Origin of the sequence: Paenibacillus nanchangensis (assembly GCF_046543445.1) — a bacterium.
GTDB lineage: Bacteria > Bacillota > Bacilli > Paenibacillales > Paenibacillaceae > Paenibacillus_AQ > Paenibacillus_AQ nanchangensis.
In genome coordinates this window covers 1-26,165 of record NZ_JBHOFD010000003.1, presented here as the reverse complement: position 1 = coordinate 26,165, position 26,165 = coordinate 1, and the positions used below count along the sequence as shown (strand labels likewise).

Annotated in this window: 23 protein-coding genes and 1 other annotated feature; of the genes, 4 read left to right on the top strand and 19 right to left on the bottom strand. The window is 53.9% G+C overall.

Annotated elements, in window-relative coordinates; translation table 11 throughout:
- Positions 1 to 68 precede the first annotated feature (68 nt).
- The 3 genes from ACE6ED_RS02680 to ACE6ED_RS02670 form a co-directional block, all read right to left on the bottom strand.
- Complete coding sequence (locus tag ACE6ED_RS02680) at positions 69 to 1,397, bottom strand: anaerobic C4-dicarboxylate transporter family protein (RefSeq protein ID WP_410825418.1); 1,329 nt, start codon at positions 1,395 to 1,397, stop codon at positions 69 to 71.
- A gap of 131 nt (positions 1,398 to 1,528) precedes the next feature.
- Entirely contained in the window at positions 1,529 to 2,398 is an 870-nt protein-coding gene (locus tag ACE6ED_RS02675; protein ID WP_410825417.1) for a fructoselysine 6-kinase, read from the bottom strand.
- Between the two features lie 39 nt (positions 2,399 to 2,437).
- On the bottom strand, positions 2,438 to 3,406 hold the full coding sequence (locus ACE6ED_RS02670; protein ID WP_410825416.1) for an SIS domain-containing protein: 969 nt from the start codon (positions 3,404 to 3,406) through the stop codon (positions 2,438 to 2,440).
- A gap of 374 nt (positions 3,407 to 3,780) precedes the next feature.
- On the opposite strand from ACE6ED_RS02670, the gene ACE6ED_RS02665 reads away from it, so the two are divergent.
- The gene (locus ACE6ED_RS02665) at positions 3,781 to 4,491 is read left to right on the top strand and encodes a GntR family transcriptional regulator (protein WP_410825415.1); all 711 of its coding nucleotides are present in this window, start codon (positions 3,781 to 3,783) and stop codon (positions 4,489 to 4,491) included.
- A 179-nt stretch (positions 4,492 to 4,670) separates the two neighbouring features.
- Here ACE6ED_RS02665 and ACE6ED_RS02660 read toward each other — a convergent pair whose 3' ends face one another.
- The 9 genes from ACE6ED_RS02660 to ACE6ED_RS02620 all read right to left on the bottom strand — a co-directional run bounded on the left by ACE6ED_RS02660 (position 4,671) and on the right by ACE6ED_RS02620 (position 14,345).
- Complete coding sequence (locus tag ACE6ED_RS02660) at positions 4,671 to 5,537, bottom strand: GNAT family N-acetyltransferase (protein WP_410825414.1); 867 nt, start codon at positions 5,535 to 5,537, stop codon at positions 4,671 to 4,673.
- A 55-nt stretch (positions 5,538 to 5,592) separates the two neighbouring features.
- Positions 5,593 to 5,827: a binding site (T-box leader), on the bottom strand.
- A 228-nt stretch (positions 5,828 to 6,055) separates the two neighbouring features.
- Entirely contained in the window at positions 6,056 to 6,625 is a 570-nt protein-coding gene (locus tag ACE6ED_RS02655; protein WP_410825413.1) for a manganese catalase family protein, read from the bottom strand.
- A 274-nt stretch (positions 6,626 to 6,899) separates the two neighbouring features.
- Positions 6,900 to 7,178, bottom strand: coding sequence for a spore coat protein CotJB (locus tag ACE6ED_RS02650; RefSeq protein WP_410825412.1), 279 nt, complete (start codon positions 7,176 to 7,178; stop codon positions 6,900 to 6,902).
- A 1-nt stretch (position 7,179) separates the two neighbouring features.
- On the bottom strand, positions 7,180 to 7,398 hold the full coding sequence (locus tag ACE6ED_RS02645) for a spore coat associated protein CotJA (protein WP_410825411.1): 219 nt from the start codon (positions 7,396 to 7,398) through the stop codon (positions 7,180 to 7,182).
- 453 nt (positions 7,399 to 7,851) lie between these two features.
- Positions 7,852 to 9,177: a hemolysin family protein gene (locus ACE6ED_RS02640; RefSeq protein ID WP_410825610.1), complete on the bottom strand. Its 1,326-nt coding sequence runs from the start codon at positions 9,175 to 9,177 to the stop codon at positions 7,852 to 7,854.
- 69 nt (positions 9,178 to 9,246) lie between these two features.
- A complete protein-coding gene (gene yfkAB, locus ACE6ED_RS02635; RefSeq protein WP_410825410.1) occupies positions 9,247 to 10,383 on the bottom strand; it encodes a radical SAM/CxCxxxxC motif protein YfkAB in 1,137 nt (378 codons plus the stop codon).
- 295 nt (positions 10,384 to 10,678) lie between these two features.
- Positions 10,679 to 11,779, bottom strand: a complete 1,101-nt coding sequence (locus tag ACE6ED_RS02630) for an HD-GYP domain-containing protein (RefSeq protein ID WP_410825409.1) — start codon at positions 11,777 to 11,779, stop codon at positions 10,679 to 10,681.
- A gap of 124 nt (positions 11,780 to 11,903) precedes the next feature.
- Positions 11,904 to 12,728, bottom strand: coding sequence for an undecaprenyl-diphosphate phosphatase (locus ACE6ED_RS02625; RefSeq protein WP_410825408.1), 825 nt, complete (start codon positions 12,726 to 12,728; stop codon positions 11,904 to 11,906).
- Positions 12,729 to 12,896: 168 nt separating this feature from the next.
- Positions 12,897 to 14,345: a bifunctional metallophosphatase/5'-nucleotidase gene (locus tag ACE6ED_RS02620; RefSeq protein ID WP_410825407.1), complete on the bottom strand. Its 1,449-nt coding sequence runs from the start codon at positions 14,343 to 14,345 to the stop codon at positions 12,897 to 12,899.
- A gap of 126 nt (positions 14,346 to 14,471) precedes the next feature.
- On the opposite strand from ACE6ED_RS02620, the gene ACE6ED_RS02615 reads away from it, so the two are divergent.
- The 3 genes from ACE6ED_RS02615 to ACE6ED_RS02605 all read left to right on the top strand — a co-directional run bounded on the left by ACE6ED_RS02615 (position 14,472) and on the right by ACE6ED_RS02605 (position 17,348).
- Complete coding sequence (locus ACE6ED_RS02615) at positions 14,472 to 15,167, top strand: molybdenum cofactor biosynthesis protein (RefSeq protein ID WP_410825406.1); 696 nt, start codon at positions 14,472 to 14,474, stop codon at positions 15,165 to 15,167.
- A 361-nt stretch (positions 15,168 to 15,528) separates the two neighbouring features.
- Complete coding sequence (locus tag ACE6ED_RS02610) at positions 15,529 to 16,569, top strand: HD-GYP domain-containing protein (RefSeq protein WP_410825405.1); 1,041 nt, start codon at positions 15,529 to 15,531, stop codon at positions 16,567 to 16,569.
- 350 nt (positions 16,570 to 16,919) lie between these two features.
- On the top strand, positions 16,920 to 17,348 hold the full coding sequence (locus ACE6ED_RS02605; protein WP_410825404.1) for a hypothetical protein: 429 nt from the start codon (positions 16,920 to 16,922) through the stop codon (positions 17,346 to 17,348).
- Between the two features lie 67 nt (positions 17,349 to 17,415).
- Here the strand turns inward: ACE6ED_RS02605 and ACE6ED_RS02600 are convergent, their stop codons facing one another.
- From ACE6ED_RS02600 to ACE6ED_RS02570, 7 genes are all read right to left on the bottom strand, one after another.
- The gene (locus tag ACE6ED_RS02600; RefSeq protein WP_410825403.1) at positions 17,416 to 19,272 is read right to left on the bottom strand and encodes an ABC transporter ATP-binding protein; all 1,857 of its coding nucleotides are present in this window, start codon (positions 19,270 to 19,272) and stop codon (positions 17,416 to 17,418) included.
- 7 nt (positions 19,273 to 19,279) lie between these two features.
- A complete protein-coding gene (locus tag ACE6ED_RS02595; RefSeq protein ID WP_410825402.1) occupies positions 19,280 to 21,040 on the bottom strand; it encodes an ABC transporter ATP-binding protein in 1,761 nt (586 codons plus the stop codon).
- A 454-nt stretch (positions 21,041 to 21,494) separates the two neighbouring features.
- A complete protein-coding gene (locus tag ACE6ED_RS02590) occupies positions 21,495 to 21,911 on the bottom strand; it encodes a metal-dependent transcriptional regulator (RefSeq protein WP_410825401.1) in 417 nt (138 codons plus the stop codon).
- A 3-nt stretch (positions 21,912 to 21,914) separates the two neighbouring features.
- Positions 21,915 to 22,796 carry a metal ABC transporter permease gene (locus ACE6ED_RS02585; RefSeq protein WP_410825609.1) on the bottom strand — a complete coding sequence of 294 codons (882 nt, stop codon included), beginning with the start codon at positions 22,794 to 22,796 and terminating at the stop codon, positions 21,915 to 21,917.
- Positions 22,793 to 23,713: a metal ABC transporter permease gene (locus tag ACE6ED_RS02580; protein ID WP_410825400.1), complete on the bottom strand. Its 921-nt coding sequence runs from the start codon at positions 23,711 to 23,713 to the stop codon at positions 22,793 to 22,795. The genes ACE6ED_RS02585 and ACE6ED_RS02580 overlap by 4 nt, the downstream gene beginning before the upstream one ends.
- Positions 23,710 to 24,453 (bottom strand): metal ABC transporter ATP-binding protein, encoded by a 744-nt coding sequence (locus ACE6ED_RS02575; protein WP_410825608.1) that lies wholly within the window; start codon positions 24,451 to 24,453, stop codon positions 23,710 to 23,712. The genes ACE6ED_RS02580 and ACE6ED_RS02575 overlap by 4 nt, the downstream gene beginning before the upstream one ends.
- 109 nt (positions 24,454 to 24,562) lie before the next feature.
- Positions 24,563 to 25,555 carry a metal ABC transporter solute-binding protein, Zn/Mn family gene (locus ACE6ED_RS02570; protein WP_410825399.1) on the bottom strand — a complete coding sequence of 331 codons (993 nt, stop codon included), beginning with the start codon at positions 25,553 to 25,555 and terminating at the stop codon, positions 24,563 to 24,565.
- Positions 25,556 to 26,165: the final 610 nt, after the last annotated feature.

The following is a 26,165-nucleotide window of genomic DNA, read 5'->3' as shown; positions in this document are numbered from 1 at the left end:
TCAGCCTGACTTTTGGCTGTTATGACAGCAGCGGAACGATTACCCCGTTACGGCCGGCCAATCTCTCCCTAAAGGAATAAGCTCCCCAGCACCGTTGCGGTGACGACCGAAACAACGATGTTGATCATTCCCGGCACCATGAAGCTGTGATTCAGCACGTATTTGCCGATTTTGGTTGTGCCTGCCGTATCAAACGAGATCGCCGCGAGACATTGGGCGGATACAGGCAGGAAAAAGTTGGCGTTGACGGCCATCCATGCGCCGACAATGATATAGGCCGGCAGATCCAGCGCAATGGCGATTGGAATCATGATCAACGTGGTAGCGCCTTGGCTTGTTACAAGCGCGGCAACGATGAACATAATGACGGCGAGCATCCAGGGCTGACTGTTTACAACCGTGGCCACATGCTCCTGAATAAACTCCGTTTGTCCGCCGATAAACGTACTGCTCATCCAGGCCAGACCAAATGCACAGACCATCGCCAGCGCCCCTGCCCGGAAAATGGAACCGTTCAGAATGGTTTCGATCGCCGGCCGGCAGAAGATAATGATCAGGGACGCGCAGACCAGCATGACGATTTCAATGGTGTTGGCCATGGACAGCACCGTCGTGGAACCGTCCACCGTCCAGGATGGACGCAGCTCGCTGAACAAGCCCAGAACAACAATGGATACAACGCCCAGGAGGAACAAGAAAACTGCGGTTTTTGCGCCTTTGGGTGCCGATTTTTGCTCCGTTTGCTCGGTTTTTGCTTCCGGCTCCTTGTCCACCAGGCCTTCGGCCAATCTGCGCAGGTACTCGGGGTCCTCCGCCAGCTCTTTCCCTTTCCGGATCGTCAGGATGGCACTCGTAATGACGCCCAGCAGCGTTGCGGGAATGGCAATCATCAGGATCGAGCCAAGGTCGACGCCAAGCGGTGCCATAAGACCCAGCATTGCGGCGGTTGCCGCCGATACCGGTGAACAGGTAATGGCCTGCTGTGAAGCGATAATACTGTTGGAAATGGGCCGTTCGGGCCGAATGCCGCTGTCGATCGCAAGCTTGTTGATAATCGGCAGCAGGCTGTAAACGACATGGCCCGTGCCAGACAGGAAGGTAAACAACCAGGAAATAATAGGAGCGACGATGGTGATGTTTTTTGGTGATTTGTGCAGCATTTTTTCCGCAACCTGGACGAGAAAATTCAGACCGCCCGAAGACTGGAGCGCGGAAGCCGCCAGCACCACCGCCAAAATGATAAGCATGACGTCAACGGGTGGCGAAGCGGGCTGCACCTGAAAAAGAAAGACGAAAATTGCCACGCCCACACCGCCAAGCAGTCCCATAAACACATCGCCGACCCTAGCGCCAAAGAAAATGAGTACAAAGATGATCAAGAGTTCAAACCAGAACATAAAAAGTCCCCTTTTTTGTTTGTACTGACTTCACCGATCATTAGCCGCGGCTTCTGTTTGCAAATTGCAGCTTCTCTTTTCTGAATACGCTTACATTATTGTGACAGGGGGTGGAGTCCCCCGCCGGCCGTTTAGACCAGCGGGGTTCCGAAATCAAATGCTCCGTTTATCCGGCAAATTTTTGCCGCAAACTCCGCTCCCTTATCCATGCTTGCTTTGATATGCCGAAGGAGCTCGTCCTCCTGCCCAAAATCAATGCGGCCGTCCTTGGAATTCCGGATTAGCTCCACGAGAAAAGCCGTAATGTAAGAATCGCCCGCCCCCATCGTGTCCACCGCATCCGTTGTAACGGCTGGCTGGTACAGCCATTGATCGCCGATGAGCGCATAGGAACCATCTTCTCCTACCGTTCCGACCACCACTTTGGCGCCGAGACGCTGCGCCTTGCGCATTTCCCGCTCCCGTTCTTCCGCCGTTAGATGGCTGCAGGACAGAAACGCGATGTCGATATTAGGGCATACCTGCTGGAGATACTCGTCGTTCCAGCGGACGGAAAAATCATAAGAAACCGGGACACCGCTCTCCCGAAGAACAGCCAAGTCCTGCTCAATATAGCTGTTCAGGCTTGTATGAATCACAGCAAATTGTCTGATGTAATCCAAATCGGCTGCGGAAAAATCCCATGCCTTTTCCTTTGCGATGCCGCCTTTGTTGGATCCGAGAAACACACGGTCGCCGTTCTCCAGCGTAACCCGCGCATACCCGTTTTCCCCTTCATAGCTGCGGCAGCGGCTGCGGTCAATCTTCAGCTCATCCAGCACCTGCTGAATGTACCGGGCGACTTCGTCACTGCCGAATTTCCCCATGTAAGCGGACTCCATACCGCACATGGTGGCGTACGCGCAGAAATTCAAGGCATTCCCACCAGGGTACATGATACCCTGGTGGACATATTTATCGACTACATTATCGCCAATACCGATGACTTTATATGAGTTCATTCGCGTATCCCCTCTAAAAACTGCTGAAATGCGTAACGATTAATATTCAACCTTCCACATGTATCTGCGCGTGGTAAGCGGATGCTCTCTTTCCACAGCCAGCGCCTGGTTGAAAATAGGATATACGTTGTTAAACAGGGAATGGTTAAAGTAGTCGACAACCGAGCTGTCGATCGTGGACAGACCCAGATCTTTAGCGTCCAGCACTTCGACCCGTTTAGCATAGCGGTTCAGGAAGCTAAGCGCGCGCTCGTCCAGCGGGCGGGTGCTGCCTTCGGATACCTGGATAACAAACGGAATTTCGGCATCCGTAATTTCAAACGGACCGTGGAAATATTCGCCGGAATGAATGCTGGCGGAGTTGATCCACTGCATCTCCATGAAGATACAGATGCTTTCCATGTAAGCTGCGCCGTAGCCCGCTCCGCTGGCCATGGTGTAGATAACGGAATCGTCTTTGTGATTTTTTGCGAAGGTCACAGCGCGTTTCTCTACATGCTTGCAGGCCTGCTTCACAATCCGGTCGATTCTCGATACACCGTCCAGGAATTTATCGTAATTCTCATAGCCTTCAGTTTGATTCAAAATCTCTACCGCCGTCAACAGGGCTTGAATGGTTTTTTCACCGGCAATGTCTTTGTTTTCGCCAAACGAGTACTTAACCACATAATCCGCATACTGCGTGATTGGGGAATCTTCGATCCAAGTCAGCGCTATGACAGGTACGCCAGCTTTTTTGCCGATCTCCGCCGCTTTTACCGTCTCAGGGGTGTTGCCTTTGTGGGAAGCAACGACCAGTACCGAATTTTCGCCAAAAGCTTTAGGTGTGTTGTGCACGAACTCGTTGCTGTTATAGAGGCCTACTTTGATGTCTTTGGCTTCTTTCTCCAGAAAAGTTTTGGCTGGGTAAAACGCTCCGTAAGATCCGCCGCATGCCGCGTAATAAACCTGCTTGATGCCGCCAACCTCTTTTTTGTCCGCCACGATTTGTTCGATAATTTGTTTCATGGTCGCTGTTTCTCTCCTCTTGTATGATCTTTTTTTGGTCATTCATTCCACGCCGGCTTTTGTATTGGAATGTTATGACCATACAATAACACAAAGCAATACATGAGGCAAGAGAGGGCTTTCATTTTTTTATAATTTATTTTTTTCGGCTTTTGCAAGGTTACATTTCCGCCCGAATAGCTTAGATTTGGGGAGAAAGTGTTAACAAATGGTGCAGATTGTTATAATATAGAAATGCAGAGATAAAACAATATAATACATTTGTATGCAGATGCGGTTCACAGAAACCGTTCATCAGTATTCATGATCCGTCCCCTGCATAAACCGGGACGCCTTAATAACTAATTTGATTTCAGACGTTGGAGGGACAATCCATGCTTGACCATTCCGAATCCTCACCTTTATACAAACAGCTTCAGGAAAAAATATTAGACTCCATCCATAACGGCACCTTAAAGCCAGGGGACAAACTGCCTACCGAACTGGAGCTCAGCGAGGCCAACCAGGTAAGCCGGGTCACGGTTCGCGCCGCGCTCGACTCGCTTACCTCCGAAGGCTATCTGGTGCGCATTCCGGGCAAAGGCACCTTTATCACCAAAGACAAAATCAAGAAAAACGTCGCCGAGACCATCGGATTCAGTGAAACGTGCAGATTGCAGAACAAAACCCCGGGGGCCAAAGTTATTAAATGTGTGATTGAAGACGCCACCCTTTCGGATCAAGACCATTTGGGGCTGAAGCCGGGCGACAAGGTGATCAATATCGAGCGTATCCGCTACGCCGACGGCGTTCCGATATCCGTGGAATATTCGCGGTTTCCTTCTTCTTATTCGTTTCTGCTGAATGAGGATTTGAACGATAAGTCACTGTACGAAATCTTGAGAACCAAATACAAAGTATCATTCGGGCATGCGAGAAAATATATCGTAATGGAATACGCCAGCTTTGATGTAGCCACTTATTTGAATATAGACGAAGGCCATCCCCTGCTAAGCATCAAAAGTACGGTATCCAATCCCGACGGGGATAAAATCCACCGTTCCAAACAGCTTATTTTGGGCGACAAATTTGAGCTGATTGTGTAGCCGTGTGAAGCACATGTATAGGATTGCATGGCCTCGTGAAGCGACAGCGTAAAGGATTGTGTAGCTTGACCAATCGGCCGTATAGGCTGCTCTGAAATTAGGGCTCAGCTGTAATATTAAAACATACAGGCCAATGACGGGATGTCATTGGCCTGTTGTTATGTGTGCGCATGAATCTGCTATTCAAATTTTAACTGGAGCGAATCACAAATGGGCTTATAGCCTATCTTTTGATAGATACTGTTAGATATAGGATTGGCTAAGTCCGTATATAAAACACACTTAGTAAACCCTTTATCCAATGCCAGCTGGCTTATTTGCGCCACAATTGAAGTAGCGTAACCCTTGCTGCGTTCATATGGAGGGGTGTATACAAATGCCACGCCAATTGCTGTCTGCATTTCCCTTGTATACCCTGCCATAGATACAGGTTTCCCGTTGTCCTCTAAAATATAGAGTTTTTTCGATGCTATTCGGTAGAGGTAAGGGTCTGCATCCTGCGGGATGTACATTTCTGTTTTGCCATAACTCCCCGCTGCATTAAATGCTTCCGCCCAGTATGGGAAAAAGTGCATATCCTTTTCATTTAGCAATCGAACGTTACCAACCTTTTGAATCTCTGGGTTCACTGCCGTAAGTTCATATATACGTTGGCTCATGGTGGTTTTATAGGTTATCCCCTTGCGCAAGGTATATTCTTTGGCAAAATACGCTGCTAAGGTTTTTTCGGTCATCACACCTGGGATTTCACGGTCTTTCAGCTGGTCGATCAAATAGTTTACAGCTTCCGGGTTAATGATGTTGTCTGTTGCATAAAGCGTAATATTATGCGGGGGCGTCATAATGGCGGTAAGCTGTATACCCTTAGCATCCGAAATCGTTGCCATAAGCCAATTTACAGGATCACGCCAGTCTGTTTTGTCTTTTCCTTCATGCCCAATTATGATATTGCCAAGCGGAATCAAATTTTGTGCTTCATGAAGCATCAGTACATCATAGGTATCATAGTAAAACTCATGCACATCCGTATACAACTTGAATTGCATTTTCGATAACCCTCCCAATTTATTAATTTATGAAGACGCAAAAAAACCCCATCCCCTTAGGGACGGAGTTGCTCCGCGTTACCACCCTGGTTGACGTTTATAATAAACGCCCTCTTAGCCATCGCCCAACAACGATGCTTCTTTGTAACGGTAGAATCCCGGGCCCGTCTACTATAATTCGGGGGCCAGCTCTGAGGTGATTTTTTGATGCGGATCACCGCTGCCTCGCACCAACCGGCAGTTCTCTGAACGGCGCTTCCGGATCTACTTGTCCTCTTCATCGCATTTGGTAATTATTAGTTAACTTCAATATAAGATATGCGCAAATATTCTGTCAACAACTTAAACAACAGCAGTCACATTATTAGATTATCCCCTGACAGTAACTGGTTGCTGAACCGGTGTATTGTGATTTCACAAAAAAAGAGGCGGCCCCGCGTCGCCACATGACTTTATGGGACAGCCCCTCTATCCGGCGGATGAATCGTTCGCCGTAATCCGCCTGATGGTTTTCAGCCTCAAAACACCTTTTTCTGATCCCGGTCATCCTTAATAATTTCGACCGCCTCTTTGAACCGCAGCGCATGGATAATCTCCCGCTCACGCAGGAATTTCAGACTGTCTTGCAAGTCCACGTCATCGGTCATATCGATCAGCCATTGGTAGGTGGCCCGGGCCTTTTCTTCGGCTGCGATGTCCTCGTACAGATCGGCGAGCGGGTCGCCTTTCGCCTGAATATAAGCCGCCGTCCAGGGGACTCCCGCCGCATTCTGATAATACAGCGCATGGTCGCGCTGGGCGTAATTCGCCCCAAGGCCTGCTTCCTCCAGCTGCTCTACGGTGGCATCCTTAGTTAGCTTGTAGATCATAGTGGCAATCATTTCCAAATGAGCGAATTCCTCCGTGCCGATATCGTTCAAAAGTCCGATAACCTTGTCCGGGATTGTATACCGCTGGTTCAAGTAGCGCAGCGCCGCAGCCAGCTCTCCATCCGCCCCTCCGTATTGCTCCATCAAATAGCGGGCCATCCGGGGATCACATTTGCTGACACGTACGGGATACTGCAGCTTTTTCTCATAAACCCACATCGATTGGATTCCTCCCCACGGTACTTTATCTTACTTGTCCGTTTCCGCAATATAGGCAGGGCCCCTCATAGGAAAAATCCCCTGCCCGGATGTTACGAAAGGCATGCTGTGCGCAGGTTCTTGCATACCCGCTGCCTCAGACTACGCCTCCCCTGCTTGCCGCCATACACATAGCCCTTGGCTTTTTTCGCTCCCGCTGCCACGAGCCATGCCCTCTTTCGCCCGCCAACACAGACCAGGGCTTTCAACCACCGCTGTCACGTCTTCCAGCTTGTTACACCTGCCACGGCCAAGGCGGCTGGCTCCACTCCCAGGGGCATCTGGAAAAAGCTCTGCCGAAATTTTGCAGCGGGCCGTACAACTCCTGAAAATGATTAGCCAGCCGGGTCCGCTCCTGGGTCAGCTGGTTAAACTGCTGAATCGCCCGCAAATCCTCCGGATGCGTATCCAGGTACAAATTCAACTCCACCAGCGCAAAATCCAGCGTCTGCAGCTGCTCCAGCAGCTCATAAAAACGTTCATCGCACGGTGTGGGTGTGGCTTCCATACTCATGCTATACGCCTCCTTCGCAGGCTTTGGACCGGTAAGGACTGAACAGCGCAGGCCACAGCGTGCCCTTTCTCAGCGCTTCGGGGAGACTGAACTGGGGAAGGTCGGGCGGCTGAAACCCGATGTACTGATTTGGGGGGACGACATACGTTTTATACGGGATGGGCGGACATGGATCAAACGGTCCCCGGTACGGTTTCCAAACACGTTCTTGGGAATACATGGTTTCCCTCCTTCAACGTTTACCTGCTCACAGCAGCTATCTTCGTAATTAATTTATGAGCCTGCCCGCCGTATTAGACTGTAATTGACGGAAAAAGCCTCCCTTGCCCCGGCGGCAAACCAAGCCGGTACCTTGTACCGCTTTTCCCCCGCTCTCTTGCTCCTTGCTCCTGCTGACCTCCCACCGCTCCTTTACCGCTCCTGCCGTTATACGCAAAAAGGGACAGCCCTGGGGCCGTCCCTTCCTGCTTGTCTTTATTGGCGCACTAACCTGCTGCTTATCCTCAGCAGTGCGTAAACTCCTGCTTGTTCCCAGCGGTGCACAGAAACCTGCTGCTTGTCCTCAGCGGAGCGACTCCACGCCAGGGCACATCAGAAGCTGGCCGGACTTGGTGCAGCTGCCCCAGCTTCCTGTGGCTAAGCCTACCGCCGGGGCTAAGACGCCGGCCGGGTCTTACGATTCCCGTCCCCGATCCTGCTCGTCCTCGTCACCGGCGCCCTGCTCGTCCTGCACCTTGTCTACCGGTTTATGATGGATTTTCACCCGCATGATCCGCAGCCGCGTCGACTCCTCCACTTCAAAAATCACATCGTCCACGACCACCTGCTTGCCCTTCTGCGGCGAACCTTCCAGTTCCTTGAACAGCCAGCCGCCGATGGAATCCACTTCTTCGTCTTCGATCACGACGCCGGTCAGCTCGCTGATCTCCTCGATCAGCATCCGCCCGCTGACGGACATGGTATCGCCTTCGACTTCGACCTCCGGACGCTCGTCCTCAAATTCGTCATGCAGATCGCCGACGATCTCTTCCAGAATCTCTTCCGCTGTCAGCAGTCCGGCCGTTCCGCCGTATTCGTCGACAACCAGCGTCATCTGGGCATGGGCTTTCTGCATCAGCCGCAGCACATGGCTGATCTCCATCGACTCCGGCACGTTCGGGATCGGACGTACCAGTGAAACGAGATCGTTCTGCTGCTCAGGCGGCGCGAGGAGCAGGTCCGTTATATGCACAAAGCCGATAATCCGGTCTTTGTCCTCCACCGCCACAGGATAACGCGAATGTTTGGTGTCGCGGACAACCTGCATATTTTCCTCAAACGAAAGATTTGTATAAAGACAGTCCATATCGGTCCGCGGCAGCATGACCTCGCGGGCAAGGAGATCCGAGAATTCGAAGATATTGTCCATTAGCTTCATTTCTTCCTGATCGATCACACCGCTTTTGGCGCTCTGATTCATCAGAATCCGGATTTCTTCTTCCGAGTGCGCCGCTTCCGCTTCGCTCGCCGGCTCCACCCCCACAAGACGGAGCAGCCCGTTTGCCGAAGCGTTCAGCACCCAGATAAACGGGAAAAACACATTATAAAAAAACATCAGCGGCGCGGACAAAAGCAGCGCAGTGCCGTCCGTCTTCTGAATCGCCAGCGATTTTGGCGCGAGTTCTCCAAGCACGATATGTAAAAACGTAATGATGGAGAAGCCGACCACAACTGCGACAGTAGAAATCAGCGTTTCATCGGTAACGCCGAGCTTGAACATCAGCGGCTCGACAATCAGCTCGGATACCGCCGGCTCGCCAACCCAGCCGAGACCCAGTGATGCCAGCGTAATGCCAAACTGGGTGGCGGACAGATAGGCATCGAGCCGCCGGTTCACCTTCAGCGCGTAATTCGCCAGCTTGTTCCCTTCGGTAACCATCTGTGTCAGTCTCGACTGCCGGACCTTCACCAGCGAGAACTCCGCCGCCACGAATACGCCGTTTAAAAACACGAGCACCATGACAATCAGAAGATTCAGAAGAATGCTCCCTACGTGAAATTCCGTATGCACAACAGCAACGCCTCGATTCTACAAAGTGATCGCTTTTCTCTGTTTAAAGTCAACATCCTTGTAATACATATCCGCTACCAGCAGGTTGGGTCCGCAGCAGCCGGCGGCGTCGCAGTGGCAGTTTACCTTGCGGTTCAAAGGATGGTCGTTCAGCCAGGAGTCAAAAATCGCGTCCAGACTGCGTTCCCCAATGTTCCCAAAGGCCGGGATGTCGGCAAAATCCGTGACAAACACGTCGCCTGTGAACAGATTGACGTTCACCCGGTTGCGTCCGTCCGGGTCGTTGCGGACTGTGACATTGGGTTCCTGGCGCAGCCGCCGGATCAGCGCCTGGTCCTCCGCTTTGCCGTTGCAGGCAAAAAATGGAAGCGTGCCGAACAGCATCCACATCTCCGGGTCCCGCACGTCCAGCAGACTGTGAATGGCGGCAGCCATTTCATCCAGTCCCAGCACTGGCAGGGAAGCCGCAAAGTTGGACGCGTACATCGGATGGACCTCGTGCCGCTTCGCGCCCATTTCGCGGATGAGCCGGTGAATCTCCGGCAGCTTCCGGTGTGTCCGGTAATTAATCATCGACTCGGCGGAGATGAACATTCCCGCCTCGCTCAGCCGGCGGGAATTGTCCAGCATCGTGTCGTAGAGCCGGACGGCTGCTTCCTTGGCCACAGGGTGACCGCTGTTCGCAAACCCGACTTCGTGAAAATCGTCCGCGCTGGTGTAGTTAAAGGAAATATGCATAACGTCCAGGTATGGCAGCAGCTTTTCATAACGAGCATAAGGCATCGTCAGGTTGGAATTGATCTGCGAACGGATTCCCCGCATTTTGGCGTATTTCAGCAGCGGGACGATCATGTCGTCTACTGTGCTTGCGCGGAACATCGGTTCTCCGCCCGTGATGCTGATCGTCTGCAGATGCTCCACCCGGTCCAGCGCGTCCAGCATGTTTTGAAGCGGCAGCATCGCTCCTTCCTTCATAACCAGGCTGTCGCCCACGGCGCAGTGCTCGCACCGCATGTTGCACAGATTGGTGACCGTCATCTCCACGCTGGTCAGCACATGCCGTCCGTGCGTGCGAAGCGACAGAATTGGGTCCCATGGATCGTAGGCGGGAGACAGCTCCCGGCTGCCGGAATGAATGGACTGAATGGTATTCATATACGTTAACTCCTTCTAGCGTTGGCTAAAACCGCGCCTCCCATGCGCTTTTTTGTCAGCGCACCGGAAGCTTTCGCTTTCTCTTTTATTAACCGAAACCGCGGGTCTTGCTTACAGCTTCGGATTCCTTCCTGCTATCATAACCCATAGACCCCGCCAAGCGCACGTTCCATTCAGGAGCAATACGGGCCGCAAAAAAACATGCAGCGCCGCCGCCGTCCTCCTGCTAGGGGTTTTCGGCGTCTCGCTGCATCTATCACGCGCCCCCATGGCCGGCAGGGCCTAAAGGAGGGGCTTAACGGGGTTGTTTCTCGATTATTTGTTCATCGACACCGGAAATGACAACGGACAGCGACTTGGCCAGATCCAGCTCAAACGGGGACACGGATTCCCCTTCCGGCCCCTCCAGCACCCGAATTACGGGCCGGTGGGGCGTGCTGGGATCCACCTTGACTACTACGCCCCGGTAGCCGTTGCTGAGGGCAACCGAAACGCCAAGCGGGTAGATGGCGACGCGGTCGCGGAACAGCTCCAGCTGTTTCTGCTCATACAGCGTGCCTGATCCGACATAGAGGGCTTCCACGGCCTGATGCGGGAGCATCGCTTTTTTGTAGACCCGGTTGGAGGTCATCGCATCATAAGAATCCGCAACACCCAGCCATTTGGCATACTCGTGAATTTCATCGCCCTTTAGCTTACGGGGATACCCCGTGCCGTTGATCCGCTCATGATGCTGCAGCGCACAATGGGCGGCCAGCAGCGGGATGTTCGGCTCGTCCTTCAAAATCCGGAACCCGATTTCCGTATGCGACTGCATGATCCGGAATTCCTCGTCGTCCAGCTTGCCCGGTTTGTGGACAATCCGGGTCGGGATCTGGGTTTTGCCGATGTCGTGCAGCAGGGCGCCAAGGCCCAGCACCTTCAGCTCGCTTTTGCTGTAGCCGTGCGCAATGCCCAGCACCAGCGTGTACAGGCATACGTTCAGCGAATGCACGTACAAATAATTGTCCGCGGTATTCATATCATGCAGCATAATCATCGGCTCTTCTTGGGAAGCAAGATCATCGAGAATGTTGTCCATGACGCCCGAGAATTTTTTGCCGAGATGGTAAAAACCTTTCATAATTCCCGAAGCATGCGACATTTCCTGGAATTGGCCGCGAATCGCTTTCAGCGCCTCGCTCCGGGTCTCGTCATGCAGCAGCTCCGGGATTTCCACGTCTTCGGTGGCTTGATCTTCGACATACACGTAACCAATGTCCATCCGGTTCAGCCGCCGGATCAGCGAGGAAGTCAGCTCCACACCATCCGCCAGCAGCACCAGCCCGTCGTCGTTATATATTTTTTTGCCCAGCCGCATGCCTTCCTGCAGCCGGGATACGGATACCAAACGCAACTTGCCTCACTCCTGCCCCTTGCGGTAATTACCTGTTGGGTTATGCACTTTTTTATGTATTACGCCGTATATACCGTTGTCCAAGGCAAGCGCGCATTATTCTTATTATATCGGCTGCCGGCGTTTATTTCATAATAAACAGCCAGAACACCGCGGCAAGAATAAAGCGGTAAATGGCGAAATGAGTTGGACGGATTTTTTGGATCAAGCGCATAAATACAAGCACCACCAGATACGCGACCACAAACGAAATCAGAAATCCGATGGCAAAAATCCCGATGGTATCCGAAGTGAAATCGCGGTAGGCATCCAGCAGTTCATATCCTGAAGCCGCGCACATAATCGGGATCGCGATGATAAACGAAAAGTCGGCCGATGCTTTGTAGCTGACACCGCTGAGCATTCCCCCGGAAATCGTCGAGCCGGAACGGGAGAAACCGGGCCACAGTACGGAAATAATTTGGAACAAACCGATCGAAAGGGCTTGGCCGTAAGATAAATCGTCGAGATCGTGGGCGGTGATGCGCGCTTTTCGTGTGTTGAACCATTCAGCGGCGATCATCAGCACCCCTCCTGCTACAAGCGCCCACAACACCGTGGAGGAACTGAACAGGCCTTTGATGAAATCCCGGGCAAAAAAAGCGACCGCAAGCGCCGGCGCAATGCCGAGAATAATGTGCAGCAGATTCAGCCTTGAACGGGGGACGACACCGCCCCGGTCCTGCGAACGTTTGATGCCGAGCAAATCGAGCACCCGGCGCCAATAAAAGAGCGCAATCGCCAGAATCGCACCAAGCTGGATAACAATCTCAAACGTCTTCATGATTGGCGTCTGCTCCTCAAATCCGAGCAGCTGTGCGGTCAAAATCATGTGACCGGTGGAGGATACGGGAATAAATTCGGTGATGCCTTCTACGATAGCCAATATGATGGCAGTTAATGTGTCCATGACAACCTCCTAGATTCTTTCGTGTACCTTTGCTTCATTATTGAGACACTTAAAAAACGGCGCCATAAGCCCGCCTTGGTGCTTATGCATGCCGCATGACCGCAGCGCTGCAGCCGTTCGGAGCGGGCGGCGGACGAACCGCCTCGCCCCTGCTGCTGACGGAGCGCCTCACCCGCTCCCGCTCCGGACCGGTGTCCAGCGGCGGCGGTCCGCCTCATCTAGACTCCCGGGACGCTGCAGCTCCATGCGCAGCAGGTCGCGCAGAAAATGCGGCAGCAAGTATTCGACTTGGCTGCCGTGGGCAATGCTCTCATATCCCGAGCCGAAGGTGAACATGTCCAGCGTTCCTACGCGGTAAAGCCTCCGGTCATCCAGCGGCAGGCCCCCGACCCGAATTTCGCGGATCGATAAATCACCGCCCGGCTGTTCCTCATACCGGACGGTCATGCCGTCAATAGCCAGCGATCCGAGCACCTTGCCGCGGAAGCCGTAGCCGAAAATCGGCCGGTTCCAGTAAACTTCGGTCAAGCTCTGCTCGGCTGCCAGACGGATATCCGCGCCGCTAAGCAGCATGAGACACGGATTGATCGGCGACGGACATAATCCATGCAGCATACCGGCCGTCACGTTGCCGCGTGGCAGGGACCCGAGCAGCTGCCCCGAATTGACGAGCGACAGCTCCGCTCCCGTAAATATACGCACAGCCTGGGCCAGCAGATTTGCAAAAGAGGATTCGCCCTGCCACCCAACCGGCAGTTCCCGGTCGGTCACGGCTACGGTCTCTTCCAGCGTCTCCCGGCCATGTTCAAAATGCACCGATACCGCGGCGGCCACCGGCGGGTCTACCAGCGCTGCATCCACCGGGAGCAAGCCGCCTTCCGCGAACCGGAACCGTCCGTCTTCCCCCGAACGTTCGAACACGACACGCCCGACATAGCGGCCGAACTTGCCGGCCCCGCATACTGCGGTTCCGCCGATCAACAGCGGCTGCTCCAGCACATGGTGTGTGTGCCCCCCAAGGATGGCGTGCACGCCATCGAGGCGGGCGGCCAGCAATTCATCCGCCGGCAAGCCGAGATGGGAGAGCACAACAACGATGTCGGACTCTTTCGCCAGCAGCCGGCACTGCTCGCGCAGCGCTTCCTCAGGGTCCAGCGCCGTCCAGCCGAGCAGCGCATAGAAGGGGGCAAACGCTGCCGTCGCCCCCGTGATGCCGATCCGGATTCCGCCGCGCTCAATCACAAGACGGGGCTTCAGCCAGCCTGGACGCTCGCCGGAACCGGCAAGCACCAGGTTGCAGCAGACGGCCGGACAATGCAGCGATGCATAAGCCGTTTCCAGCACATCCGCCGGAAAGGTCAGCCCTTCGTTGTTGCCAAGCGTTACAGCATCATAACCGGTAAGATTCAGAATATCGATATTTGCCAAACCCATTGATCCTTCGGTCTCGACCGCGGCACGGTCCATGTGATCACCGATATCCAGCACCACCACCGGTTCATCTCCCGCAGCTTTGCGCGCTTCGGCAAGTACGGCCGAGACCGGGCTCATCATCTCAAAGTGGCTGTGGATATCGTTAGTATGCAGCAGGGTCAACCGCCGGGCCGCTTGCATCATGGTTGTCCGTCTCCCTCCCGTCCCGTACGTCCTTCGGGTACTGTTCTATAGAGCCTAGCATAACATTTTCACCGTCATTATGGTATATTGGAGTCACTATATTTATCCGTTGGAGGAAAAGCTGACATGCATATTACAATCCGCTTATTCGCCGGGCTTGCCGAGGTTATGGGAGCCTCTTCGCTGCCGTTTCACGCCGCTGAAGAGACGGTGCTGACTGCCGGCCGGCTGAAGGAGCTACTCGCCGCTTCGTATCCCGATGCCGCTTCGCAAATCCGTGTGTCACTGATCGCAGTGGACCGCGAATACGCACCGGACGACCTGCTTATTTCCGAAGGGGCGGAGGTCGCCCTCATCCCGCCCGTCTCCGGCGGAGAAGCCTCCCCGCAGGAAGGAAGTTCGGCGGACGGCCTGTACCGCATCTCCGGCAATCCGCTTGATCCCGGCGAAATCCTGGGCCGGGTGCTGGACGTCAATCACGGGGCTTCGCTTGTATTCGTCGGCACTACCCGGGAAATGACCGGAGACGAGCGGACCGTCGCGCTGGAGTACGAAGCTTATGTGCCGATGGCGTTGTCCAAGCTGGAAGAAATCGGCGGTGTGGTCCGGGAACGCTGGAACGCCCGCTGCGCCATTGATCACCGCACAGGCCGGGTCGGGCTGATGGAGGCGAGCGTTGTGATCGCCGTGTCCGCGCCGCACCGGAACGACTGTTATGAGGCCAGCCGCTACGCTATCGAGGAATTGAAGCGGATGGTCCCGATCTGGAAGAAAGACATCGGCGATGAGTCGCAGGAATGGAAGCACCCTCTCCAGTCCTAGTGTACAGGCGGGAATCCTCTATTCTTTCTTTTTTAACCAGCAGGCCCTAAAGGCCTGTTTTTTTATGCCCCGCGCTGTAAACGAATCTCCCGGACTTTTTCTCACCACTTGCACAGCGCAGCATTTCTATAAATTTACCCCTTCCGCCGCACTCCCTTTTCCCCCTCCGAAATTGTTCACGATATCGCCATACCAGACAGAACAAATCATCCCGGGCCGATTGGCCTGATTCTGTCGTATTTTGGCGTTGAAAAGCGTCTGCGGCCTGTATTTTTATGAATCTCTAGTCTTATAAATCGTTGAAAAATCTCCCTATTCTTGCTATGCTATAACAAATTACTAGCAGAAGGTGGAAATCGACTTGAGAGTTCATGTCACAGATTTGAAGCCCGGAGACTGTCTGAAAGACGACACGTTCAGTTCCAGAGGGATTCACGTACTGCCTAGAGGAACCAAGCTGCAGCCTCTCGAAATCTCCCTGCTTGTCAGACACGGCGTCGACTATGTGGATATCGATCCTGAGACCCCGCCGCCTCAATTGGCCCGCACCGCCGCACTGGAAGAAGTATCGGCAGGATTCGACAGTATGATCGACGGATTTGAGTCCATCTATCTGGAAGCGCTGGCAAGCGGGAAGTTTAACCGTACGGTGGTAGATGACGCGCTGCAGCCCATGCTAACCACCCTGGATCAACACAAAGACGTTGTCACCCTTCTCCTTCTGCTGGAACGCGACGACGATTATACCTATAATCACTCGCTGCAGGTAGGGATGCTATCTTATTATATTGCCAAATGGCTGGGATATACCGAACAGGAGAGCTATGCCATCAGCCGTGCGGGTTATCTGATCGACATCGGCAAGTGCAAGATCGATCCTTTTTTGCTGAACAAACCCGGTAAATTGAGCCCCGAAGAATTTGATGAAATGAAATTACATACTCAATTTGGTTACGAAATTATCCGCAGCTCCATGTCAGATCTGCCGACCGCTCTGGCGGCGCTGCAGCATCACGAACGCGAAGACGGTTCGGGTTACCCCGCGGGGATGAAGCAGATTGACATCCATCCTTTTTCCCAGATTGCCGCGGTCGCCGATGTCTACAGCGCAATGACCACCGCCCGCGTCTACCAGTCGAAGAAAGAACTGATCGGCGTGCTGCGCGAGCTGCACAGCATGAGCTTCGGCAAGCTGAACGGCCGTGCCGTACAGGCGCTGATCCATCATCTGCTGCCTAGCTTTATCGGGAAGCGGGTGCTGCTGAGCAGCGGCGACACGGGCGTCATTATCATGAATAATCCGATTGACGCATTTCGTCCGCTCCTTCGCCTGGACCGGGGCGGCTTTCTTGATCTTTCAGCCCAGCGGGACTGCTCCATCGTGGAGATTTATATGGAATAGACACCATAAACGGCCCTCTCCCTCTGCTCCGGAGGGAGGGGCCGTTTTGCTGTTTGAGTTTTCCTCAACTGCTGTGACTTGCTGCACATACCCGGCCAGGATCTGGCAGGCCTTTTATTATATCCGATCCCAGCCCTGTCAGCCAGTCGGAGTTTAGGTTATTCCGCTTGGGACTCCCACCGGTTACAATGGTTTCCTGCCGCACCAGGTTCAAGGGGTTGCATTCACCGCACAGCGCTCTCCCTACAATTTTCTATAATATGACATTTTTCAACGACTGACTGCAGCACTAGTCTATATATTTAGTTCGTAGGCTGCACTAGTACTAAGCAGAAGGGAGAATTGTATATATGCGGATCCAACGATTTGTACGCTGTGCACTGGTGACGATGCTGGGGATCACCCTCCTGTCCCACCCGGCACTTGCCGCGGAGAAGAAGCAGAAGGTGGAAGTCACCTTCGTCAGCGCCGAGCTGATCGACAATCAGCACGTCGGGAATGAGTGGTGGTGGGGAGGTTACGTGGACGGTGAAGAGATTGAAGAGGGCGACAGCGTCACCGTAAGCGTTCCGGCTTCAGGCAAAATCACACTGACGGCAGAGGCCCAGGAACAGGACAAGGTTCCGGAGGAAGGCTCCAGCGAAGCCACCGTCAAACTCTCCTCACTTGGCAAAAACACGGTCAAAAAAACGCTGGATGTCACCGTAACCGAAAACCGCGGGCGTTATTCGGGCAACACGGCAACGTGGCGGTTTGTGTTTGAAATAAAAAAAGCGTAACGGAAAAGCTGTAGAGAACGGCAAAAAGCCGGGAGAACTCAATCTCCCGGGTTTTTCTGATTTTATTTTACAAAAACCGGAACTGCGCTTCGATCAGCCCGTTATAGATCCCGCCGCGTGAAGTCAATTCGGCGTGGTTGCCCACTTCCTTGATTTCTCCGTGATCCAGCACAATAATTGTGTCAGCGTGGCGGATGGTCGATAACCGGTGAGCGACGATAAAAGAGGTTCTGCCCTTCAGCAAAATTTTCAGCGCCTCCTGAATCTTGAGTTCGGTTTCCGTATCGATGCTGGCCGTCGCTTCATCGAGAATAAGGATACGCGGGTCCGCCAGCAGCGCCCGGGCAAATGACAGCAGCTGCCGCTGTCCCATTGACAGCGCACTGCCCCGCTCCTCCACCTCGGTTTCGTACCCGCCCGGCAGCTTGACGATGAACTCATGCGCCCCTACCGCTCTGGCCGCCTGCTCCACTTCCTCGTCCGTCGCCTCCAGCCGGCCGAAGCGGATATTGTCCCGGATCGTGCCGGAGAAAATAAACGTATCCTGCAGCACGATGCCGATCTGGCCGCGCAGCGAGCTGAGCGTCACGTCGCGGATATCCATGCCGTCGATCGTAATCCGGCCGCTTGTGATATCGTAAAACCGTCCGATCAGGTTGATGATCGTACTTTTCCCCGAGCCTGTATGGCCGACAAGCGCAATCGACTGTCCCGCCTGGACATCCATGCTGATGCCTTTGAGCGCGGCGCGTCCTTTTTCATATTCGAACACTACGTTTTCGAACTTGATGTCCCCGCGGATTGGCGGGATCGGCACGGCTCCCGGTTTATCCTGGATGGCCGGCTGCTCGTCAAGATATTCAAAAATCCGCTCCGACGACGCCATAGCCACCAGCAGCTGGTTGTACATTTGGCCCAGCCGGTTGATCGGGTCCCAGAAATTGCTCACATAGTTGCTGAAGGCAACAAGCAGGCCTACGGTCAGCAGATTTTCCTGAATCATGTGCGCGCCGAGCCAGAACAGAATCAGTGTGCCGAAGCCCCCCGTAAGCTCGATGATCGGTCCAAACGCCTGGTTCATCGCTGACGCGCGGTCCCACGATTTTTTGCTGTCCCGGTTCATGCCGTCGAAAAAGGCCATGTTCTCCTGTTCCTGTGTGTACGCCTGCGTAACACGGATGCCTTGAATGGACTCATTTAAATGCGAGTTGATCCGCGAGTTTTTCATCCGGACGTCCTGCCAGGCGATCCGAATTTTTTGCCGCAGCTTGGTCGAGACAAAAAACATAATCGGCACGGTGACCATCACGGCCAGGCCAAGCTGCCAGTTTATCATCAGCAAAATCACGACAATTCCGAGCAGCTGTACACAGTCAACCATCAGGTTGACGACCCCGTTGGTGAATAGATCCTGCAGCGAGTTAATGTCATTGGTCACGCGCACCAGCACCGAACCCGCGGGACGTTTGTCGAAGAAATTAAACGACAGCTTCTGGATGTGCTTGAACAAATGGGCCCGGAGATCGTAAATGACCCGCTGTCCGATTATATTCGTGTATTTGATCCGAAAGATGCCGGCGATCCACTGCACGATATAAAGTCCAATGACTCCCGCTGTAATCCAGTACAAAAGAGATAGACTTGGGCTCCCGTTCTCCGGCGCGATCGCATGGTCGATCGCCACGCTCATGAGGTACGGAACGGTCAGCTTCGTGACCGTTCCCAGCACCATCATGGCCGCAACCAGCGGGAGCATCTGCCTCGCATAAGGTTTCATGTAAGCGAACAGCCGGGTAAACTGCTTCCAGTCAAACGCTTTGTCGATGACATCGTCATCCTTGTAGACGAACCGTTCCCTTGCCTCCCCGGAAGAAGACTGCTGCTTCGCTCCGGCTGCTCCGGCTCCGTTTGTTTCCGTTTTCATCGCCGCTTCACACCCCTTCCGTTCCCGACGACCGGGCCAAATAATCCGCGTACTGAATCCGGTACACATCCTGATAAACACCCGGAACCTGAATCAGCTCATCGTGTTTGCCACGTTGGGTGATCCGCCCCTGGTCAAGCACAATAATCTCGTCGGCATGCCGCAGCGACGAAATCCGGTGGGCGATAATCAGAGTCGTCCGGCCCCGCATGACTTCCTGGAATCCGCTCTGGATCTCATGCTCCGTCTCCATATCCACGGCGCTGGTTGCATCATCCAGAATCAGAATCCGCGGATTGGTCAAAAGCGCACGCGCGATGGCGATCCGCTGTTTTTGCCCGCCCGACAAGCCCATGCCCCGCTCACCGACGACGGTCTCATAGCCGTCCGGCATTTCCATAATAAAATCATGCGCTTTAGCCAGCTTGGCCGCACGGATGATTTCCTCCATCGAGACATTTTTTAACCCGTAAGAAATGTTGTTGCGGATGGACGAGGAAAACAGGAACGTCTCCTGGAATACCGTAGCAATCTGCGAACGCAGACTCCGGACCGCATATTCGCGGATATCACTGCCGTCCAGAACAATCCGGCCTTCATTGACATCATAAGCCCGCATCAGCAGCTGGATAATCGTCGATTTGCCCGAGCCGGTACCGCCGAGGAATCCGATGACACTGCCTGGTTTCGCTTCAAAATTAATGTCGACGACCGCCGGCATTTTGTTCCCGTATGCAAAAGTAACGTGATCAAATACCACATGGCCCCGCACTTCCCCAGGCTCCAGATCCTTGGCGCCGTCTGCGTCGCGGACGTCAATCTGGTGATTCAGCACCTCCAGCACGCGTTCGCCGGAAGCTTTGGACTGGGTGTAGTTGTTGATATGGAAACCAAGGCCCCACACCGGTCCAATGATATACCAGATCAGGCTGAAAAAAGCGACCAGCTCGCCAAGCGACATATTCCCGCGAATCACCTGTGTGCCGCCGACCCCAAGCAGAATCGCAACGCTGACGCAGGCGATCAGCTCCATCGCCGGGAAAAATTTGCTCCACAGCCCGGATGCAAAAATCTGATTGTTTTTGTACCGTTCGTTGCGGTGTGAAAATTTATCCACTTCATGTGGTTCTCTCGCAAACGATTTGACCGTCCGCACCCCGGTGACATTCTCCTGAACCGCTGTGGTCAGCGAGCTCATCGCCAGCCGCATTTCCTGGAAGGCCGGGTGGATTTTGGATTCAAAGCGGAAAGCGACTGCCGCCAGAAACGGCATCGTAACAAGTGTAATCAGCGTCAGCTGCCAATTGATCGAGAACATAACAATCGAACCGAACACCACCATAAACAGCACATTCAGCAGCTGGGCAAACCCGAACCCGATAAACATGCGGATGGCTTCCAGGTCGCCCGTCAAGCGGGACATGAGGTCTCCCGTCTTGGCCGTGTCGTAATAGCGGAATGAAAGGAACTGCAGCTTCTCATAGCAGGCGTTGCGCAGCCGGTAAGCCAGATAGTTGCCGAGTCTCCCTCCAAAAAATCCGTGCGCAAACTGCAGGCACGCTTTGACGAACACCACGCCAAGCACCGATAGGGCCAGCAGCGGGACCTTGTCGAACTGCATCGGTTCGATCGCTTCGTCGATGAGTTTTCTAAGCAGATTGGGGGTAATCAGCCCCACTGCCGTTGCCAGGGCTAAACAAACGATCGAAAGAATAAGATAATGAAGCTTCTCCCGATAAAAGCCCCGCAGTTGCCTGAGCACTTCCATGTCTCTCCTCCTCTGGTCAAGACCGGCGGGTCGGCTCTCGCGGGCCGTCCGGCAATCCGCCTGCGGCGGCGGACCCCGATGCGGCCGGCAGATCCTTCCCGCCGGAGCTTTTTTTACCGCTTTCAATTTTAGTGACTTTATGCAGTTTATCATCCCGGTTTTATTGCAGCAAAGCGGAGAAATGACCGTTTTCCACGTTATTCACGAAAAAAAGCGTGCGTTGCTGCGCCAAATCCACTCCATAATCATAAAATGCGTTCATTTCCTTCCAAATGCTATGCCTTCTTCCATCCCGGTTTTTTGGCCTGCCCTCCCCGCCTGCTAAATTGCTAAATTAAGGAGCTTTTCAGGGAAATACGCATATAAAATTCATGCTGAGCTTGTTTTAAAGATAAAAGCAGACCGTGTGCGCCTGCCGGTAAAAAGAAAAAAACGCCGCTGACGGCGCCTAATTTCACTGCTTATCCGATTCTTTCCTTCCTCCGTCGTTTCGCACGGACAATTCGCTCCGGATGCCGCGGGCCAGATAGCGGAGTTTGCGGATCGTGTCCATACTGATATGATGCTCCATGCCTTCCGCTTCGGCCGCGACTCTGTCCTCAGGCACGTCAAGCTGCCGGAGCAGCTCCGCAAGCATCCGGTTTTTCTCCACGATTTCCTTTCCGGCATGATGGCCTTCGTCCGTAAGCGATACACGGCCGTATTTCTCGTATTTCAGATAACCGGCTTCCCCAAGCTTCTTCGCCATCTTGGACGCGGCAGACGCCTGAACAGACAACGCGGCTGCCACTTCCTTAATCCGGGTTTCCCCGCCTCCCTCCGTAAGCAGATAGATTTGTTTCAAATAATCTTCTCTTCCGGGAGTCGGCATGGGTTAACCTCCTTTCTTAACCGCCTGGAGCCGGCTGCGTCTGAATGCCAAACCGTGTTTTGGAGAGCAAAGAAAGCTAAGCAGAAACACCAGCCCCGTGCTGAATGCCATCGAGCCGGAAATCGAGGTGTCCAGCCAAACCGCTACCGCATATCCCATAAAGGCGGACAATACGCCAAATACAGAGGATAGAACCATCATTATGGACAGCCGGTCTGTCCATAGATAAGCGGCAGCCGCAGGCGTAATCAGCATGGCTACCACCATGATCGCGCCAACTGCATCAAACGAGGCGACCGTAGTCACCGACACGAGCGACATGAATACGTATTGCATCAGTGCGACCGGAAGGCCGAGACTGGCGGCAAGCGCCGGATCAAAGGAGGTGATTTTCCACTCTTTATAAAAGAGCATAAGCACCATCACAATAACGGCAAGCACGCCGGTAAGCAGGACAACGGCCTCGGGCACCGCGCCTAGTATGGGAAGATCCATAGTTTCCCACGGAATAAAGGTGATTTCGCCCATCAAGGAGTGCTTCACATCCAGATGCGCGTTGCCTGCCTGCGTAGCAATCAGCACCACACCGGCGGCAAACATCGCGGTGAATACCACGCCAATTGACGCTTCCTGCTGCACGCCCCGGGCATGCAGCCACTGTACAAACAAGGAGGTCAGCAGCCCGGCGGCGACGGCTCCAATCAGCATGTGCATCCCGCTCAGCTCGCGTGTGACGAGATAAGCAACAACGATGCCAAGCAGCACCGTATGGCTGATCGCGTCGGCCATCATCGCCATACGTCTGAGGATCAGCAGTGTCCCGACTAGGCCACAGGACAGACCTACAAGACTTGCCGTTAACAAAATCCAGCCGGTATAGGTCAACACGGTCTGCCTCCTTCGGCGCTGCGGGCGAGACCGGGCCGCTGCAGCGCTTCGGCTCGCTGTGAACGCCGGACGATCCAGGCGGCCACCAATCCTTTGCGCAGGCCGAAGGTCAGCGATACGGCAAACAGGACGGTTGCGGCAATTACAATAAAAGGTCCGGTCGGCCAGCCGCTGCCAAGCAGACTAAGCAGTGTACCCGCAAGACCGGACACGGCTCCGAACAGGCCGGACAGCAGCACCATGCCGGCGAACGAATCCGTCCAGTATCTGGCGCTGACGCTGGGGATAATAAGCAGTGCCGCCATGAGCACCACGCCGACCGCCTGGATGCCAACTACGATCACCAACACCAGCACGCTTAAGTACACCGTATTCATCAGACGCCCGGATAACCCGAGCCCCTGAGCGAACTGGGGATCAAACAAAAACAGCTTCCATTCCTTGAAAGCGATGCAGGCGACCAATAGCACAACGATGGCCAGCGTGCTCATCACGGTGACGTCCGGGCCGACCATTGAGGCCGCCTGGCCGAAGATGAAGCTGTCAAGCCCGCTTTGATTGCCGCCGGGCATCCGGTTTGCAAAGGTGAGCAGCATGATGCCAAGTCCAAAAAATACGGACAGGATGATGCCCATCGCCGTATCTTCCTTGATCCGGCTGGAAGTCCGGATCCACTGAATCAACAGCGCACCCAGCAGCGCGCTGATCGCAGCTCCGAGGATCATCGCGGGAAGGTGCTTATAGCCTAGAACGGCAAAGCCCGCTACTACGCCGGGCAGCGCCGCATGGGACAAAGCGTCGCTCATCAGGCTTTGACGCTTCCAATATGCAAAACAGCCGATCATGCCGGAGGCCAGCCCCAGCACAAAGGTGCCGACCAGCACCCACAGCGCATTATAAGAGATCAGATTCATCCTAGCTTCTCCTCCATCCATCGGATCGCCCCGCCGTAAGTGGTGCCCAGGTTCGCAGGCGTGAAGGTCTCTGCCACCGGACCGTGCGCAATGACGGTGCGGTTCAGGAGCAGGACATGATCAAAGTAATCCTCCACCGTCTGCAAATCGTGATGCACCACCATAACGGTGCTTCCTTTGGATTTCAGCACGTCAAGGGTGGTCATGATCGCCCGTTCCGTCGCGGCATCGACCCCGGCCAGCGGTTCATCCAGCAGGTACAAATCGGCGTCCTGCACCAGCGCCCTGGCCAGGAATACCCGCTGCTGCTGGCCGCCGGAGAGCTGGCTGATCTGCCGCCGGGCGTAGTCGGCCATTCCCATCTGATCGAGCGCAGCCAACGCCTGCTCCTTGTACCGCCGCCCCGGTCTTTTCAGCCAGCCGATCCGGCCGTACAGTCCCATCAGCGTCACATCTAGCGCGTCGGTCGGAAAATCCCAGTCCACCGAACCGCGCTGGGGAACATAGCCGATCCGGCCTTTCGTCTGTTTATATTCCATTCCGAAAAAACGGACGGTTCCCGTCAGATGCGGATGCAGCCCCAGCATCGTTTTGAGCAGCGTTGATTTCCCCGCTCCGTTTGGACCGACGACAGCCGTCAGCGTTCCGGGAGCGATGGTGAAGCTGACGCGGTCCAGCACTTTTGTCTTGCGGTAAGAGGCGCTTACGCCGCTGACTTGAAGCGCATGCTCGTTATTCATTGCGCCCTGTCCTTCTGACGCATGCCTGTTATTCATTTCGCCCTTTCCTTCTGACGCATGCTCGTTATTCATTTCGCCCTTTCCTTCTGACGCATGCTCGTTATTCATTTCACCGCCCCTCCCCGCTTAACGCTGTAAAAATGGTCTCGACATTGTGGCGGTACATCCCGAGATACGTTCCCTCAGCCGTTCCTTGTTTACCCATCGCATCGGAGAACAGCTCTCCGCCCCGCTCGACCTGAAGCCCCCGTTTCTTCGCGCCTTCGATCACTGCGTTGATGGAAGCCGGATTGATGCTGCTTTCAACAAATACGGCAGGAACCTGGTGTTCGAGCAGCAGTTCCACCGTTTCTTCGATATCCGACAATCCGATTTCGGCTTCCGTGCTCAGTCCCTGCAATCCAACTACCTTCAGATTCAGCATCCGCCCGAAGTAGCCAAATGCATCATGCGCGGTTACGAGCATCCGCTTCGTTTCAGGAATGCGGCTTAGCTTCTCCGCCGACTCCCGCTTCAGTCCATCCATTTTGGCAAAATAAGCTTCACGATTCGCCTCAAAATCTTTCGCGTGTTCAGGACGCGCCTGCTTCAATTCTTCGGTTGCGGCATTCAAAGCCGCCTTCCACAAATCGATATCGAACCAGATATGCGGATCGACCGCCCCGTTTTCGTCCTTCAGCAGCTTTTCCTCGGGGACTACATCTCCTAGCGCCAGCACCGGTCTGTTTTTGCCAATCTCCTCAAACACCTTCACCAGATTAGCCTCCAGATGCAGGCCGCTGTACAAAATCATTTCCGCGTTATCCAGCTTGCGGATATCCCCTTGAGTGGCCGTATATAAATGAGGGTCCACTCCCGGCCCCATTAGACTCTCCACCTGCACATGTTCGCCTCCAATCACGGCAATTGGTTCGGCGATCTGCGCTATGGTGGTAACAATCTTCAGCGGTCCTCCTTTGGAGTTGGCTCCTTGCGCCGTTGAGTCATTAGCGGAGCAGGCGGTAAACACCATGGCCAGACAGACGATGGCTGTCAGCGCCAGCCCTCGCCAGGCTGTTATTGTCCTTTGGGTCCTCCGTTTGTGTACCTTGTTTTTGTTCATCCCTTTATCTCCTCCTTTTTTGTGTTTTCGTCTCACGGCGAATGGCACCTGCCGATTGTTTACCACAGGAAACAATTAGTTACGTACGACATATTGTTTCTCATAGGCAAAAATTATTCTTAGGTACAAAATATAAGATTACCTTTCTTTTGTCAATCCTTCGCCCGGTAAAAACTGGGCAATTCTTTCCTCCGAAGCTTAAAACTGCTGTCTTAGGCATTTTCGGCCTCATTGATTTCGCCCGGTTTGGTACCCGTAACCCGCTTGCTTGGTGCCAGTAAATAAAAAAACGCGTCCAACCAATTCGGCGACTTAACGCCAAATTTAGCCGGGACACGTAAGTTAGTGATACTCACAGATAACTATGTAGTAATTTTTTGAGCAAATGAAACACCTATAGAGATATGGAAAGGAGTAGCTGATCTTGTCACTAAACTATAGAGTAGTCTAGGACATGCTTGAAAAATGCTAATACCCGGATGAAAGTAGAGTCTGTACGTAAACTTACGTGCTTCAGGATTTCATCCCAGATTCCCGCCTTTTGTAGCCGCCTGATCGCCTTTTGAAGCTGTCAGAGAAAGTAGGGGTACAAGTTTCCGGACTCGGAAGG